This is a genomic window from Achromobacter sp. F4_2707 (genome assembly GCF_047501535.1).
Classification (GTDB): Bacteria; Pseudomonadota; Gammaproteobacteria; order Burkholderiales; family Burkholderiaceae_B; genus Yanghanlia.
On record NZ_JAZDRJ010000008.1, the window covers coordinates 54764 to 71219 of the forward strand.

9 protein-coding genes are annotated in these 16456 nt (G+C 57.6%); 5 read left to right on the forward strand and 4 right to left on the reverse strand.

Annotation, left to right across the window (positions count from 1 at the left end; translation table 11 throughout):
* Positions 1-22: 22 nt before the first annotated feature.
* On the reverse strand, positions 23-2818 hold the full coding sequence (glnE, locus tag VRY85_RS09285) for a bifunctional [glutamate--ammonia ligase]-adenylyl-L-tyrosine phosphorylase/[glutamate--ammonia-ligase] adenylyltransferase (RefSeq protein ID WP_414598309.1): 2796 nt from the start codon (positions 2816-2818) through the stop codon (positions 23-25).
* A gap of 73 nt (positions 2819-2891) precedes the next feature.
* Between glnE and VRY85_RS09290 the strand changes: the two genes are divergently transcribed.
* Positions 2892-6500 (forward strand): YhdP family protein, encoded by a 3609-nt coding sequence (locus VRY85_RS09290; protein ID WP_414598310.1) that lies wholly within the window; start codon positions 2892-2894, stop codon positions 6498-6500.
* 33 nt (positions 6501-6533) lie between these two features.
* Here VRY85_RS09290 and gdhA read toward each other — a convergent pair whose 3' ends face one another.
* The 3 genes from gdhA to trxA all read right to left on the reverse strand — a co-directional run bounded on the left by gdhA (position 6534) and on the right by trxA (position 9558).
* Positions 6534-7874, reverse strand: a complete 1341-nt coding sequence (gdhA, locus tag VRY85_RS09295; protein ID WP_414598311.1) for an NADP-specific glutamate dehydrogenase — start codon at positions 7872-7874, stop codon at positions 6534-6536.
* A 2-nt stretch (positions 7875-7876) separates the two neighbouring features.
* Positions 7877-9133: a transcription termination factor Rho gene (gene rho, locus VRY85_RS09300; RefSeq protein WP_414598312.1), complete on the reverse strand. Its 1257-nt coding sequence runs from the start codon at positions 9131-9133 to the stop codon at positions 7877-7879.
* A gap of 98 nt (positions 9134-9231) precedes the next feature.
* Positions 9232-9558, reverse strand: coding sequence for a thioredoxin TrxA (gene trxA, locus VRY85_RS09305; RefSeq protein WP_414598415.1), 327 nt, complete (start codon positions 9556-9558; stop codon positions 9232-9234).
* 204 nt (positions 9559-9762) lie between these two features.
* On the opposite strand from trxA, the gene VRY85_RS09310 reads away from it, so the two are divergent.
* The 4 genes from VRY85_RS09310 (at position 9763) to VRY85_RS09325 (ending at position 16452) form a co-directional block, all read left to right on the forward strand.
* Positions 9763-11724, forward strand: coding sequence for a DNA topoisomerase IV subunit B (locus VRY85_RS09310; RefSeq protein WP_414598313.1), 1962 nt, complete (start codon positions 9763-9765; stop codon positions 11722-11724).
* 25 nt (positions 11725-11749) lie between these two features.
* The gene (gene parC / locus VRY85_RS09315) at positions 11750-14044 is read left to right on the forward strand and encodes a DNA topoisomerase IV subunit A (protein ID WP_414598314.1); all 2295 of its coding nucleotides are present in this window, start codon (positions 11750-11752) and stop codon (positions 14042-14044) included.
* 61 nt (positions 14045-14105) lie between these two features.
* Complete coding sequence (locus VRY85_RS09320) at positions 14106-15137, forward strand: CDP-6-deoxy-delta-3,4-glucoseen reductase (protein ID WP_414598315.1); 1032 nt, start codon at positions 14106-14108, stop codon at positions 15135-15137.
* A gap of 61 nt (positions 15138-15198) precedes the next feature.
* The gene (locus tag VRY85_RS09325; RefSeq protein WP_414598316.1) at positions 15199-16452 is read left to right on the forward strand and encodes a D-amino acid dehydrogenase; all 1254 of its coding nucleotides are present in this window, start codon (positions 15199-15201) and stop codon (positions 16450-16452) included.
* Positions 16453-16456: the final 4 nt, after the last annotated feature.

Here is a 16456-nt window from a genome sequence, read left to right on the forward strand (position 1 = left end):
ACAGACCCCTTTTATTTTTTGCTCACTGTTCAAGGACCAGATTCCACAATTTCTGAACAGCGGCGCGTTCTTGCACCAACTGGTCGCTTGGTACGCGCGCTTTTTCTGCTCCTTGCAGGCGCAGCGCGTGCTGACGGCGGCGCAGCAGGCGGTAGGCGTCAGCGACTTGCCCGGCCAGGTCGTCAGGGATCAGCCCAGCTTGGGCGGCCAGGCCTAGCAGTGCGATATTGCCCAGGTTGCCTAGCAGTTCAGGGTGTTTGTGGGCATGCAAAAGAACCAGATATTGAGTGATGAACTCAATATCCACCATGCCGCCTGGGTCGTGCTTCACATCGAAGTCATCACTGTGGTTGGGGTGGCCAGCCCGTATTTTTCCGCGCATTTCGCGCACCGCAGCCCGCAGTGGTTCGGCTTCGCGTATGCGCAACAAGATATCGCGCCGTACCGCTTCAAAGCGCTCCCCCAGCGTGGGGTCGCCCGCGCAGTAGCGTGCCCGGGTAAGAGCTTGATGTTCCCATATCCAGGCGTGCTCACGCTGATAACGTGCGAAACCGTCCATGGAGATGGCCAGCAGACCCGCATCGCCATCGGGGCGCAGGCGCAGGTCGATTTCATAGAGCCGGCCGGATGAGGTCATGGCGGACAGCCACGACACCATGCGGCGTCCGAGTTTCACGTAACGTTCAACGGCTTCGTCGTCTGGGTCGTCATACAGGAAGACGAGATCCAGGTCGGAGGCGTAACCGATTTCTTTGCCGCCGAGTTTGCCGTAGGCTATGACAGCGAAGCGGGGCGGGCCGAAGTGGGTGGCGCCGCGTGGCTGAACCAGAGGCCAGGCGCGTTGAATGGTTTCGTCCAGTAGCAGATCGGCCAGGGCCGACAAGTGATCGGCCAGCGTTTCGACGGTCAAAAGTCCCTCAAGATCCTGAGCCAGCAATTGAAAGCTGATCTGGTGTTGCAGGTCGCGCATGAGGTTCATCTGCTGCTCGACATCGGGCCTGCCATCAGGCAGCAGGCAGGCGTCAAGCTCGCGCGCCAGTTGTGTGCGGATCTCCTTGAAGTCGGGCTCTTGCATTAGGGAGCGCCACTCGATCAGGCTATCAAGCAGCACGGGAAAGCGGTTCAGGTATTGCGAGGCCCAGGGGCTGGCGCTGACGATGCGTGTAACCCGCGCCAGGGTTTCCGGGTATTCGGCCAGCAAGGCCATATAGGCGCTGCGTTGGGCTATGTGCTCCACCAGGTCGAACAAGCGCGTTGCGGTGGTGGCAGGGCTGTCTGTGTCGGCAGCGGCAGCCAGCAGCGCTGGGAGTAATGTGTTCAGCCGCTTGTGGCTGACATTAGGCAGGCTGCGGATGCGGGGGCTGGCCAGCATGGCGTTCATTCTTTCGCATACCGCCTGAGCTTGTTCCCCCATGTGCTGGTGAATAAAGTCAGTCATGTCTTGGTCGCCAGCTGCCGGGGCGGTTGTTTTTGCCGGATCAGGCACGGGTGCAGACTTCGCCGTGGCGTCTGCCGGAGTGTGGGACATTCCCGCAATGCGGAAAGCATCCTGAAAGGCGGCGCTGACCTGACGACGGTGGGCGTGCAACGTGTGTTCGAACTCATCCAGGCTCATGCCCATTGCGGTAGCCAGCCCATTTTGCAGTTCTGCAGTGCGAGGTAGAAGATGAGTTTGTTCATCTTCCCGATATTGCAGCATGTGCTCTACCCGGCGCAAAAAGCCGTAGGCATCCTTCAGCTTGGTGGCCATGGTGCTGTCAATCACGCCGGAGGCCTGCTGGCTTTGCAGTGCGGCAAGCAGATTGGCACGCTGCAAAGACGGCAGACGACCGCCGCGAATCAGCTGTGTCAATTGCACGACGAACTCAATTTCGCGGATGCCGCCTTCGCCCAGTTTGATATTGTGGGTGACATCGACACCGCTACGCGCTAGTGCGCGTCGCTGCCAATCCTGGCGAATGCGTTCGCGCAGTTCGCGCAGTGCCGATAGGGCATCGAAATCGAAGTATTTGCGGTAAACGAAAGGCGTGCGCAGGGCTTCCAGTTGCTGCCATTGCGCCATGGGGGAGCTGTTTTCAAAGGCTTTAAGCCGTAAGGTGCGGGCCTTGATCCAGGCGTAGCGTTCCCATTCCCGCCCTTGAGCAACCAAGTAATTTTCCAGCGCTGCCAGGCTCCAGGCCAGCGGGCCGGAATCCCCGTCCGGGCGCAGGCGCAAATCAGTGCGAAACACTTGGCCGTCGGCATCGAGTTCCGAAAGCAAAGGCATCATGCGCCGGGTCAGGCGAGCATAGAACTCATGATGACTCAAGGGGCGGCGGCCTGCCGTTTCGCCGTCTGCGCCGTAAAGCATGATGAGGTCGATGTCAGAGGAAACGTTAAGTTCTTGCCCGCCAAGCTTACCCATGGCGACCACAATCAGTTCTTGGGGTTTACCAGTTTCAGGGTCATGCGGGATGCCGTAAATATCTGCCAGGTTGCTGAGCGAGCACCGATAAGCCTGTTCCACTGCCAGGTCTGCCAGGGCTGTCATTGCGCCTAAGACCTCTTGAAGTGGCGCTGCACCGGCGATATCGCGCACTGCCAGCGTGTAAAACACTCGCTGGCGCAACTGCCGTAATACCCGCCGCAAAATTTCGGTTTCCATGGTTTGGTCCGGCAGGCCGCCCAACTCAACAAACCATTGTGTCAACCGCCGGGCGTCCACAGGCTGAGCGGCTGCGTGCTCCAGCCATTGGCCGAATTCAGGGTGAGCGTCGATTTTGCGCCGTAACGCGCCTGACCAGGAAAGGGCGGGCTCTAATATAATGGTCTGCGTCATAACGAAGGAAACTGAACCGGAAAGGCGATGCCAGTATCGAAAGATACTGTAAACCAGCCTTCCGCACACCACCGTGCAGAAAATACTACGCCGCCTGTGCAAATGGATCGGTTTTATCGCGCTGGGCTGCTATGTCTTCCTGGGTGTGGCCTTTCTTGGCATTCGTTATTGGGTTCTGCCCAATATTGATCAGTGGCGCGAACCCCTACAGCGTGAAATTTCTGAGCTTCTGCCCGGCCAAGTGGAGCTTGGCCAGATCACGGCCCAATGGCGGGGGCGCCATCCCAGCATCAGTCTGCGCAACACCACTTTACGCGATGAACAGGGCCGGCTGTTACTCAGCGTGCCGACGCTGAACGCAGTCGTGTCGTGGTCCAGCCTGTTCACGCGTTCTCCACGTTTCTTGGAACTCAATGCGGACGGTGTGGCACTGTCTCTGCGCCGCGACACCCAGGATCGTATCTCTCTCATGGGCTATGCGCTGGAGGCTACCGACCAACAGGACACAAGCGAAGAGGCCGGGCTTTTGCATTGGTTGTCTGAACAGCGCCATGTCAGCTTTACCAACGCCCGCATTGTATGGCGAGATGAAATGCGGGCCGCACCCGCCCTGGAGTTGCGTGATGTGGATTTGAGCCTGGGCACCGAGGGGGCGGATTATGTGGTGTCCATCAAAGCGCGCCCGCCGGCCGACCTGGGCACATCATTCATGCTGCTGGGGCGGGCCCAGGTCACGCTGCATGACAACCGCCCGCTGTCACTAGCAGACATCAGCGGCTTGTTTCACATCAACGTGGAGCAGATGCAGCCCGCCGGCTGGCAGCCCTGGCTCGACGTATACAGCCTCTTGGAACAAGGCCGGGTCAGTTGGCGGGGCTGGCAGCAAGTGACGGGCGGGGAATTGGGGCGCCATGTTTCGCAAGTCCTTGTGCAAAATGGTGTGTGGCGATCGGCGTCGGAGTTGGGAGTGGCAGCCGAGTCGACCCGACTCTATGTGGCGGGGGAATGGGCGGCGTTGGAACAGGCGTTTTCTCCCGGATCCGCTCACAGGGAATCACAAACGGCTCTTCCGCATTCACCCGTACGTGTGGCAGTACAGATGAAAGGCCTTCAGGTGGAAGCCGGTGAGGTTTTCGAGTCGCCTTTGCTGTTTGATGAGGTGGCGGTACTTAGCGGCGTACAGCGCGATGCGGCCACGGGCTTGCGGCTGGAATTCGACCATGCTCAAGTGCGCAATGCCGATATGGATCTTGTCGTTCAGGGAAACTGGCAAGAGAAAGGCGGTGATGCGGGCTTGATTGACCTGCAAGGCCGTTTTGAGCGGGCGGAGCTTGCCGCCATCGTTCGCTATTTGCCTGCCGTGGTAAATGATGATGCTCGCATATGGTTGCGTCATGGCTTGTTGGCAGGGCGTTTGCTTGAAGCACCGGTACGCCTGCAAGGAGACATGGCGTATTTCCCTTTTGGAGAACAGCCGGATAGCGGTGATTTCATACTAGGGGGAGCAGTCAAAGGCGCTGTCATTGATTATGCGCCGGCTGCTGTGGTGGGGGAGCCAGGTTGGCCGCGGCTGGAGAACCTAGACGGCTATGCGCAGTTGCATAAGGTTGACCTCACGATACGAGCCGACACCATGCAGATGCGCCCTGGTGGCCAGACGATTCAACTGAGCGACGTAGACGCCCGCATTCCGAATATCGAGTACGACTCCGTGCTGGAGGTGAAGGGTCACGGGCAGGCTGAAGCAGGCGCTTTCTTGGCATTAATGCGGGAATCTCCCTTAGGTGATCTGCTAGACGGTATGTTTGATGCAGCCAGAGGTGAGGGGCAGTGGCAAGTACCGATAGCGCTCACGATTCCATTATTGAACACCGATGACAGCCGGGTGGAGGGCGAGGTGGTGTTCGATCAAGGGGGGCTGGAGCTGGATGATACGTTCCCAGCCCTGTCGGGCCTGACAGGAAGGCTAGCCTTCAGTGAAGAGCACTTGAGCGCGCAAGGTCTCAAGGGGCAGGTGCTGGGAGGGCCGGTGACCATCGGCGGTGGGATAGGCCGGGAGCATAAAGCGCTGCTGTTTGAAGGGCGATTGAGCGCAACGGGCTTGAATGAGTACCTGGACGGCCAATTGAATGGGGTGCTGGAGGGCGCGACCGACTACCGCCTCAGTTTGAAGCGTAGCGCCAAGGGGGCGTATGGCATGGAACTGAAATCAGCGCTCGAAGGCCTGACTATCAACCTGCCCGACCCATTTTTTAAGTCAGGCGAGCGGCGCTGGCCATTGCGGGCGGAATGGGAGCCTGCATCGAGTAAGCGCGATGCCACTTTAAAGGTTGAGCTCGCAGAAAATATTCAAGCTGTGTTTGCGCATAATGAGCAGCACAAGGACAGTTTTTTTCATTCTGCCGCACTAAGCGTGAACGGCAAGGCCGAGCTGCCCGCAAGTGGTCTGGCCGTGGATCTTCAAGCGCCGTTACTTGATCTGGATATCTGGCGCAAGAAAATGGATGGGCTGGGCGCCAACAGCGTGGCCGGCAACCGGCCACTCTTTCCGTCCGTGAGCGATATACGCCTGCAGGCCGATAAAGCACGGGTCTTTAACACAGAGCTCGACCACCTCACCTTTACCGCGCGACGGCCGCAAGGCGACCGCTGGCGGGTGGATGTCAGTTCTACGCAGACGGCAGGCACTTTGTTCTGGCAAGAAAAGCGCGGCCATATACAAGGGAATATCGATGCCCATTTCCAACGCCTGGCAATAGGTGCGGAGCGTTCAGCGCCGACGCTAAAAAAGAACGACAAAGATGCTGTTTCATTCAAATTGGATGATGACATCAAATTTCCCGGGATCCAGTTGAAAATCGACCGCCTGCGCGTGTCCGGGCGCGAGATCGGCTCCTTGTCCGTGGTGGGGGTGAACGAGGCGCAGGGACGGCGCTGGAGGCTGGAGCAGCTTCAGTTATCTGGCCCACATGCGAGTTTGCAAGGCAATGGTATGTGGTTGTTGGATGGCCCTGGACGCGGTCTGACCCTGCAAGCCGAAGCCCTATTTGATGATTTAGGCGCCTATCTTGCGCACATAGGGTTCAACGGTGTGATGGAGGGCGGCCATGGCCATGTGCGAGGTACGGTAAAGTGGCGCGACCTCCCGTGGGGCTTTGAGCTTTCTGGCTTGCAGGGTGATCTCGATGTGGAGTTCTCCAAAGGACGCTTTCTCAGTATGGGCTCTCGTTCCGCGCGTCTGCTGGAGGTGTTGTCACTGCAGTCGGTACAACGCCTGGCCAGTTTCAACTGGAACCCCGCAGGGTTGCTGAAACAAGGCTTTCCCTTTGATACCTTACTCGGGCAGATCAAGCTGGAGAACGGTGTTATGCATAGCGAGAACTATCGCGTCACCGGGCCGGTTGCCACCATCATCATCGCAGGCGACGTCGACCTTCCGCAGGAAGGGCTGGATCTATACGCGATTGTCGTGCCTAATCTGGATGTCAGTGGCGCGGCCATTGCGGCGGGTATTGTGGTCAACCCGCTGGTGGGTGTGGGGGCCTTCCTTACACAATGGTTGCTGAAAAGCCCAATGAGCAAGGCCATGACGATAGAGTATCAAGTCAAGGGAAGTTTTGACGCACCACAGATCGACGTGGTGGATTCAAACGCTGCAGGTAAAGCCGGCAAGGCGCCCTGAAAGGCGCCTTTGCCGCTTCTTAAAGAAGATGGCTCAGTAAACGCCTTGTTGCAGCATGGCGTCAGCCACTTTGACAAAGCCTGCAATGTTGGCGCCATCTAGGTAATTGACTGTCTTGCCTTTGGGGGCGTGATGCAGGCAGTTTTCGTGAATATTGCGCATGATGTTGCGCAACCGTGAATCCACCTGTTCACGTGTCCAGCAAAGTCGTTGTGCGTTCTGGCTCATTTCCAGACCCGAAACCGCCACACCGCCGGCATTGCTCGCTTTACCAGGCGCATACAGAACACCTGCCTCGATAAACGCATGAGCGGCTTCCAGGCTGGTGGGCATATTGGCCCCTTCTGCAACGCAGCGTACACGATTCTTAATGAGCGTACGTGCATCTTCGAGGTCTAGTTCGTTTTGCGTGGCGCAGGGCAGGGCGACATCTACGGGCACGTGCCAGGGCCGCTTGCCGGCTTCGTAAGTGAGCTTGAATTCTTTGGCGTAGTCTTCGATGCGGCCGCGCTCAGTATTCTTGATATGGCATAGAGCAGCCAGCTTGGCGGGAGTGAAGCCCGCCGGATCAATGACCGTACCTTGGGAATCGGAAACCGTAACGACTCTGGCGCCCATATGCATGCATTTTTCAATGGCATATTGAGCGACGTTACCCGAACCCGATACCGCGACTTTCAAGCCTTCCAGAGACTGGGACGACTGCTTGAGCATTTCTTCAGCGAAGTATACGGTGCCGTAGCCGGTTGCTTCGGGGCGAATCAGGCTGCCGCCGAAGGTCAGGCCCTTGCCGGTGAAAACGCTGGCGGCCGAATTGGACAGCTTTTTCATCATGCCGGTCATGAAACCGACTTCGCGTGCACCGACCCCGATATCGCCTGCTGGCACATCTGTGTCGGGGCCAAGATGGCGGTGTAATTCGAGCATCAGGGCCTGACAGAAGCGCATGACTTCGGCATCGGACTTGCCCTTGGGGTCGAAGTCGGAGCCGCCCTTGCCGCCGCCCATGGGCAGGGTGGTGAGGGCGTTTTTAAAGGTTTGCTCGAAAGCCAGGAATTTAAGGATGGAGAGATTGACGGAGGGATGGAAGCGCATACCGCCCTTGTAGGGGCCGATGGCCGAGCTGTGCTGGATGCGGTAGGCGCGATTGACGTTGACTTTACCCTGGTCGTCTACCCAGGTAACGCGAAACTGGATCACCCGTTCGGGTTCAACCAGCCGTTCGAGCAAACCTTGTTCGGCGTACTGAGGGTTGCGTTTTATGAAAGGCCACAGGCTTGCCATGACTTCATGGACTGCCTGCATATATTCAGGTTGATGTGGGTCGCGGGCTTGTATGCCCGTTAGGAATTGATCTAGTTTCGCTAATCCCATGCTTATTTCTTCATCATGTCGAAAAATTCGGCGTTGGTCTTGGTTGCCCGGATCTTATCCAGGATGAATTCCATCGCTTCGACTTCGTCCATGTCGTGAATGAACTTTCGCAAGACCCAGATCTTTTGTAGAAGATCGGGTTTGATGAGCAACTCTTCCCGGCGGGTTCCGGACTTATTAAGGTTGATGGCCGGGTACACGCGCTTCTCGGCCAGGCGGCGCTCCAGGTGCACTTCGCTGTTGCCCGTGCCCTTGAACTCTTCATAAATGACTTCATCCATACGGCTGCCGGTTTCAATCAGGGCGGTGCCGATAATGGTGAGAGAGCCGCCTTCTTCCAGGTTGCGAGCGGCGCCAAAGAAACGCTTGGGGCGTTGTAGGGCATTGGCGTCCACCCCACCTGTGAGAACTTTTCCAGACGCCGGCACGACCGTGTTGTAGGCCCGTGCCAGTCGCGTGATCGAGTCCAGCAGGATCACGACGTCTTTTTTGAGTTCGACCAGCCGCTTGGCTTTCTCAATCACCATTTCAGCCACCTGCACGTGGCGGGTAGCAGGCTCGTCGAAGGTGGATGCAACAACTTCACCACGTACGGTGCGCTGCATTTCTGTCACTTCTTCAGGGCGCTCGTCCACCAGCAGGACAATCATTACAGCGTCCGGATTATTGGTGGTAATGGCATGGGCAATGTGCTGCATCATGACCGTCTTGCCGGACTTGGGGCTGGCTACGATCAGGGCACGCTGGCCTTTGCCAAAGGGCGCGAAGATGTCGAGAATGCGACCAGTGATGTTTTCTTCGCTTTTGATATCGCGTTCGAGCCTGAGTACCTCGTTGGGATGCAACGGTGTGAGGTTCTCGAACATGATGCGGTGTTTGATGGCCTCGGGCTGCATGCCGTTGACCTTGTCCACCTTCACCAATGCAAAATAGCGTTCGCCATCCTTGGGGGTGCGAACTTCACCTTCGATGGAGTCGCCCGTATGCAAGTTGAAGCGGCGGATCTGGGAAGGGGAAATATAGATGTCGTCGGTACTGGCAAGGTACGAAGTTTCGGGGGAACGCAGAAAGCCGAACCCGTCGGGCAGCACTTCCAGAACGCCGTCGCCGAAGATCTGCTCGCCTTGCTTGGCGCGCTTTTTCATGATGGCGAACATGAGTTCTTGTTTACGCAGCCTGCTGGCGTTGTCGATGTCCAGACTGGCCGCCATTTCGAGCAGCTGCGAAACGTGCTGTGCCTTTAATTCATTGAGGTGCATGGATGGTGAAGAGAGGGGGGTGAAGGGTTGTGGTGGTTGGCGAGCCCGGAGAGGGCCCGCGCGACTTAATTACTGGAACAGATGTTCTGTTCCGTGATTTACAGCGATTCGTCCAGGAATGCATTAAGTTGCGATTTGGAGATGGCGCCGACTTTGGTAGCGGCAGCCTTGCCGTCTTTGAAGAGCATCAGTGTCGGAATTCCGCGGATGCCGAACTTAGCGGCGGTATCGGGGTTGTCATCGACATTGAGCTTGGCAATTGTAACACGCCCTTGGTATGCCTTGGCTGCTTCATCAAGCAGCGGTGCAATCATTTTGCAGGGGCCGCACCATTCAGCCCAGTAATCCACCAATACGGGGATGTCTGATTTCAATACATCGGACTCGAATGAACTGTCCGTTACATTTTTAATGGAGTCTGTCATGGCAGGAAGGATTTGTAAGATGAAATAAGAGAGAGGCTTGAGCCTGATAGCAGGCTGGGGAAGCCCACGCACTGGGGCGTGTGATGAGATGGAACTTCCCTGTTTTTTTGCAAGCATACCACTAGCTACGAGGCCTCGCACAACGCGCTTGGCGCGGGAATCGTAAAATACGCCTTTCCCTGACGATCAAATTACGGAATCAAATTGTCCACATCCCGCTACGATGAAGCATCGATCCGGGTGCTAAAAGGCCTGGAACCGGTCCGGCAGCGCCCCGGCATGTATACCCGCACCGAAAATCCGCTGCATATCATTCAGGAAGTCATCGACAACGCTGCTGACGAGGCGCTGGCCGGTTTTGGGCGTTGCGTTAGTGTCACGCTCCATGTTGACGGCAGCGTGTCGATTGAAGATGACGGCCGAGGCATTCCGGTAGGGCTGCACGAACAGGAGCAGGCGCCTGTGGTCGAAGTGGTCTTTACACGTTTGCACGCAGGGGGCAAGTTCGACAAAAAAACGGGGGGTGCTTATGCGTTCTCGGGGGGCCTGCATGGCGTGGGCGTGTCGGTCACGAATGCCTTGTCCCGACGCATGGAAGTGCGGGTGACACGCGATGGCAGCGTTCATGAGATCGTGTTTGCCGGCGGCGAAGTTGAAACTCCCTTGGCTGTGGTGGGCACCGCGCCGCGCCGCGCTTCAGGCACGTGTGTCCGAGTGTGGCCCGATGCACAATATTTCGACTCTCCCGTTATTCCACTGGCTGATCTCATGCACAGCTTGCGCAGCAAGGCCGTGCTGCTCGCTGGTGTGCGTTTTGAGTTCCGCAATGAAAAAACCGGTGATGTTCAGTCGTGGCAGTATGACGACGGCGTGCGCAGTTATCTCGAGCAGGCGCTGGGCGACGCTGAACGCATTGTGCCGGCGTTTGAGGGAAGTCATTATGCTGGCCCCGATGACGAAACCTATTCCGAGGGCGAAGGCGCGCAGTGGGTGGTGGTCTGGACCGCCGACGGCCCGACCGTGCGTGAATCCTATGTCAATCTGATTTCCACAACCGGTGGCGGCACCCACGAGGCGGGGCTGCGCGATGGCTTGTTTAACGCGGTGAAGTCGTTTGCAGAACTTCACAGCCTCATCCCCAAAGGGGTGAAGCTGTTGCCGGAGGATGTGTTTGCGCGGGCCAGCTTTGTGCTGTCGGCCAAGGTGCTGGACCCTCAGTTCCAGGGCCAGATCAAGGAAAAGCTCAATAGCCGCGATGCCGTACGCATGGTCAGTGGCTACGTGAAGAACACGCTGGAGCTCTGGCTGCACGGCCATGTGGAATATGGCCGCAAGCTGGCGGAAAGCGCCATCCGGCAAGCCCAGGCCCGGGCACGTTCGGCGCAGAAGGTTGAAAAGCGTAAAAGCTCTGGGGTGGCCGTTTTGCCCGGCAAGCTGACCGATTGCGAATCCAACGATGTGTCACGCACTGAGCTGTTCTTGGTGGAAGGGGATTCTGCCGGCGGCTCGGCAAAAATGGGGCGCGACAAAGAATTCCAGGCCATTCTGCCGCTGCGCGGCAAGGTGCTGAATTCCTGGGAAGTGGATCGCGACCGGTTGTTCGCCAATACGGAGATTCACGATATCGCCGTAGCGATTGGTGTTGACCCGCATGGGCCTGACGACCACCCTGATCTATCCGGGCTGCGCTATGGCCGCATTTGCATTTTGTCGGATGCCGACGTGGATGGTTCACACATTCAGGTATTGCTGCTTACGCTGTTCTTCCGCCATTTTCCTCGTCTGATTGAGGCTGGCCATGTGTGCGTGGCCCGGCCGCCTTTGTTCCGCGTGGATGTCCCCGCAGCGGGTAAGCGGCCGGCGCGCAAGATCTACTGCTTGGATCAAGCAGAGCTGGACTCTGTCCTTGAAAAATTACGCAGCGATGGCGTGCGTGAAAGCAGTTGGGCCATCAGCCGCTTCAAGGGGTTGGGCGAAATGAGTGCAGAACAGTTGTGGGATACCACCATGAATCCCGATACCCGTCGCCTGCTACCCGTCGCTTACGGCGCACCGGGTCTGGACGCCACCCGCAAGATGTTCGGCATGCTGATGGGTAAAGGCGAATCGGGGCAGAGGCGTCAGTGGCTGGAGAGCAAGGGCAACCTTGCCGATGTCGATGTTTGAAGCGGGCCTGAAGCGGAGAATTTAAATGGATGCAACACAGGCGGGGATGCCCGCCGATGACGAAAACATCACCCTGGCTTTGTACGCCGAGCAGGCTTACTTGGATTACGCTGTATCGGTTGTGCGCGGCCGCGCATTGCCTGATGTGTCAGATGGCCAGAAGCCGGTGCAGCGGCGTATTTTGTACGCCATGCAGGCCATGGGGTTGGGGCCGGGTGCGAAGCCGGTGAAATCCGCTCGCGTGGTGGGCGATGTCTTAGGTAAGTACCACCCGCATGGCGATCAGGCTGCTTACGACGCCATGGTGCGCATGGCGCAAAGCTTTGTACTGCGTTACCCCTTGGTGGACGGCCACGGCAACTTCGGTTCACGCGACGGCGACAACGCGGCGGCCATGCGCTATACCGAAGCCCGGCTCACGCCTTTTGCGCGTGTTCTGCTTGATGAGCTCGACGAAGGCACCGTAGATTTTCTGCCCAACTATGACGGCAGCCAGAAAGAGCCCGCTTTGCTGCCTGCACGTTTGCCCGTGGTGCTGCTGAACGGCGCATCCGGGATTGCCGTGGGCATGGCGACGGAAATCCCCTCGCATAATCTGCGAGAAATCGCTGCAGCCTGCGTTGCCTTAATTCGTAATCCCAAACTGGACGATGACTCGCTGTACGAGTTGGTGCCAGGCCCTGATTTTTCCGGCGGGGGGCAGATTATTTCCTCTCCCGAGGAAATCCGGCAAATATATGAGCAGGGGCGCGGTTCCATTAAAGCCCGGGCGCGCTGGCACTTTGAAGAGCTGGCACGGGGTCAGTGGCAGATGGTGGTCACGGAGCTGCCGCCAGGCACGTCTTCTCAGAAAGTGCTGGAAGAAATTGAGGAACGTACTAACCCCAAGGTGAGGGCAGGCAAGAAAACACTTTCCAATGAGCAACAACAGACCAAAGCCCTGATGCTGAGTTTGCTGGATACGGTGCGTGACGAGTCGGGCAAAGAAGCGGCTGTCCGTTTGGTGTTTGAGCCCAAGAGCAGCCGCATTCCGCGTGACGAACTGGTCACGGCGCTGCTGGCTCAGACCAGCATGGAAACCAGTGTGCCCACCAACTTGGTGTGTATTGCACGCGATGGCCGCCCGGGTCAGACCAGCCTGCGTGGCATGCTTACCGAGTGGCTGTCCTTCCGTGCCGACACAATGACGCGGCGCACCCAGCACCGCTTGGATAAAGTCACCGATCGCATCCACGTTCTAGAAGGCCGCATGGTCGTCTATCTGAATGTTGATGAGGTCATCCAGACGATTCGCGAATCGGATGAGCCGCGTGCGGCGCTGATGGAGCGCTTCAACCTTAGCGAACGCCAAGCCGAAGACATTCTTGAAATGCGCTTGCGGCAACTGGCACGCTTGGAAGGCATCAAGATCGAGCAGGAACTTGAGCGCCAACGTGCTGAACAGAAGAAGTTGCAGGAATTACTCGATAGCCCGGCAGCCTTCAAGCGTTTGATGATTAAAGAAATCGAGGCGGATGCCAAAGAGTTTGGCGACGATCGCCGCACTTTGATTGAAGTTGCCGAGCGCGCTGTGCTTGAAACCAAAGTGGTTGAAGAGCCTGTTACCGTCATCGTTTCTCAAAAGGGCTGGTTGCGCGCCCGCCAAGGCCATGGGCACGATGCGAGCCAGTTTTCTTTCAAGGCAGGGGACAGCCTGTACGACGCCATTGAGTGCCTGAGCACACATGAGTTGGTAGCGTTTTCCAACACGGGGCGCGTATATACCGTGGCGGTGGCGAATCTGCCGTCTGCGCGTGGTGATGGCCAGCCGATTACGTCGATGATAGAAATCGAACCGGGCACGCGCATTGTGCACATGGTGGCCGGGCCTGCGGATAACCGCTACGTGGTGGCGGCCCAGAGCGGCCATGGCTTTATCGTGCGCCATGCGGATCTCACTACCCGGCAGCGGGCGGGTAAACAGTTCTTCTCGCTGGATAAAGGGGGCGTGTGGATGAAGCCCTTGTTGCTGAAACCCGATGACACCCATTTGGCCATGCTGGCTAAACAGGGCCGGTTTCTCATCGTTCCGCTCACCGAGCTCAAGACCATGACAGGTGGGCGGGGTACGCAACTCATGGGGTTAGACGCTGGCGACGCGCTGGCCCAGTGGGTGGCCATCGGCCCTCAGGGCCTGATCGCCCGGGGCATTTACCGCCGGAAGGAAACGGAGCTTGTCCTGGATATGGATGAGCTGGCGGACTACATCGGTAAGCGGGCCCGGAAAGGGCGGGCTTTGTCTCTTAAAATTCCTCAACCTAAACTATTGCGGCGTTCATAAGGGATTCCGGCCTGTGGCCATAAAATACAGGCAAAGAACTTTTACTGGATTTATCTAAGATATGAGTTTCAAGGTCACCGTACTGCCTAGTCAGCACGAATTTACTGTCGAAGACGGTCAGTCTGTGCTCGATGCTGCATTGGCCGCAGGTATTGTCCTGCCATACAGCTGCCGCAATGGCGCATGTTCGACCTGCAAAGGCAGGGTGGTTGAAGGTTCCTACGAAGGGGGGCCGAATACCGCCCAGATAGTCTCTGAAGAGGAGCGTGAACAAGGCTATACCTTGTTCTGCCAAGCCAAGCCGCTGAGCGACCTCACCATTGAAGCTCACGAAGTGCGTATGGCCAGCGATATTCAGATTCGCAAGATGCCTTCGCGCATTGTGGAAATGGAAAAGCTGGCCGATGACGTCATGGTGCTTAAAGTGCAGTTACCGGCGTCCGATCCGTTTCGCTTTTACCCAGGGCAGTATCTGGACTTCATCCTGCGCGACGGGAAACGGCGCAGCTATTCCATGGCGACGCCGCCCAATGAGGCCAACCTGGTGGAATTGCATATTCGCCACACACCAGGCGGCGCCTTTACCGACCACGTGTTTGGCGTTGGCGCGACGCAAATGAAATTGCGCGAGATCCAGCGTGTTGAAGCGCCGTTGGGCTCTTTTTTCCTACGGAAAAGCGATAAACCCGCCGTGTTTCTGGCCAGCGGCACCGGGTTTGCGCCCATCAAAGCCATGATTGAGCACATGATTGCGGTGGGCGACAAGCGACCCGTGCATTTGTACTGGGGCGGGCGGCGTCCGGTAGATCTTTACATGGATGGCCTTGCGCGCGAATGGGAAAACCAGCTGCCGGGCTTTCGATATTTTCCGGTTGTTTCGGAAGCCTTACCAGAGGACAATTGGCAGGGGCGCAGCGGGTTTGTGCACCGGGCTGTCATGGAAGACATTCCGGATCTTTCCGGCCATCAAGTCTATGCTTGCGGTGCACCTGTCATGGTAGACAGCGCTCGCCAGGATTTCACTACGCACTGCAACTTGCCAGAAGAAGAGTTTTATGCCGATGCGTTTACCACGGCTGCACACTCGGTCTGAGGCAGGGCAAGGCAATGATTCCGGCTCGTCCGCGCGGGCCGGAAGACAATGAGGTAATCACATGAAGATCGCGGTACTGGGCAGTGGCATTATTGGGGTTTCGACAGCGTGGTGGCTGAAGCAGGCTGGCCACGATGTTGTGGTGATCGACAGGCAGGCGCAGGCCGGTATGGAAACCAGCCGCGCCAACGGCGGGCAGATATCTGTTTCCTACGCTGAGCCTTGGGCCAACCCCCAAGCGCCTCTGAAATTGCTCAAATGGCTGATGCGCGATGACGCGCCTTTGCTGTTCAGGTTGCAGCCCGATGCTCGCCAATGGCTATGGGGGCTGAAGTTTCTCAGAGAATGCCTGCCCGCTCGCGTTACTCACAACGTCAGTGCTCTGGTGGCCATGGCGGAATACAGCCGCGGTGTTCTGCGAGATATGCGGCGCGAGCTGGGTATCGAGTATCAGCAGCAGGAACGCGGCATCCTCAATTTTTATCGCAGTACGGCTGAATTCGAAAGCTCGCAGAAGCTGGCGGAAATCATGCGCGATCACGGAGTGGATCGCCGCATTGTCAGTACGGACGAAATCGTGTCAATTGAGCCGGCGCTGGCTGCGGCGCGTCATACGATAGTAGGGGGGGATTACACCCCTGAAGATGAGTCTGGCGACGCTTTCGTGTTCACGAGCGAACTGGCTAAAAAAGCAGAAGCGGCTGGGGTGGAGTTCCGTTATCAAACGCAGGTCAGCCGCTTGGTGACTGTGGGTGGGTCGGTAAGCAGTGCCGAACTCATCGGGCCGGATGGCTGCTACGAGTCTTTGCGCGCCGATGCCTATGTAGCGGCTTTGGGCGCCTACACGCCGCAGCTTGTCACGCCGCTAGGTGTGGCGTGCCCGGTTTATCCCGCCAAGGGTTATTCCGCTACGTTTAACATTATTGATGAAGACGCTGCGCCGGTGGTGAGCCTGACTGACAGTGAGCACAAAGTGGTTTACACCCGCCTTGGCAGCAAATTGCGCATGGCAGGCACGGCAGAACTAGCAGGGTACTCCAGAGCACTGAACACAGCACGCTGTGAACAGATGTGGCGATTGGCCCGGGAACTGTTCCCAAGTTCCCTGGATTTTGATAATGTATGCTATTGGTCGGGGTTACGTCCTGCAACGCCCTCCAACGTCCCCCTTATAGGGCGGGCCAAAATTTCCAATCTTTACCTGAATACAGGGCACGGAACGCTTGGGTGGACAATGGGTGTCGGCTCAGGCAAGGCGCTGGCAGATCTCATCGACGGCCGGCGCCCTGAGCCCGAGTTTCCATTTCTGGGTTGAACGA

What these genes read in the sequence shown, in the direction of transcription:
- glnE (WP_414598309.1), bottom strand. Translation starts at nt 2,818, where the DNA reads ATGACGCAGACCATTATATTAGAGCCCGCCCTTTCCTGGTCAGGCGCG.
- gdhA (WP_414598311.1), bottom strand. Translation starts at nt 7,874, where the DNA reads ATGGGATTAGCGAAACTAGATCAATTCCTAACGGGCATACAAGCCCGC.
- rho (WP_414598312.1), bottom strand. Translation starts at nt 9,133, where the DNA reads ATGCACCTCAATGAATTAAAGGCACAGCACGTTTCGCAGCTGCTCGAA.
- trxA (WP_414598415.1), bottom strand. Translation starts at nt 9,558, where the DNA reads ATGACAGACTCCATTAAAAATGTAACGGACAGTTCATTCGAGTCCGAT.
- parC (WP_414598314.1), top strand. Translation starts at nt 11,750, where the DNA reads ATGGATGCAACACAGGCGGGGATGCCCGCCGATGACGAAAACATCACC.
- VRY85_RS09320 (WP_414598315.1), top strand. Translation starts at nt 14,106, where the DNA reads ATGAGTTTCAAGGTCACCGTACTGCCTAGTCAGCACGAATTTACTGTC.
- VRY85_RS09325 (WP_414598316.1), top strand. Translation starts at nt 15,199, where the DNA reads ATGAAGATCGCGGTACTGGGCAGTGGCATTATTGGGGTTTCGACAGCG.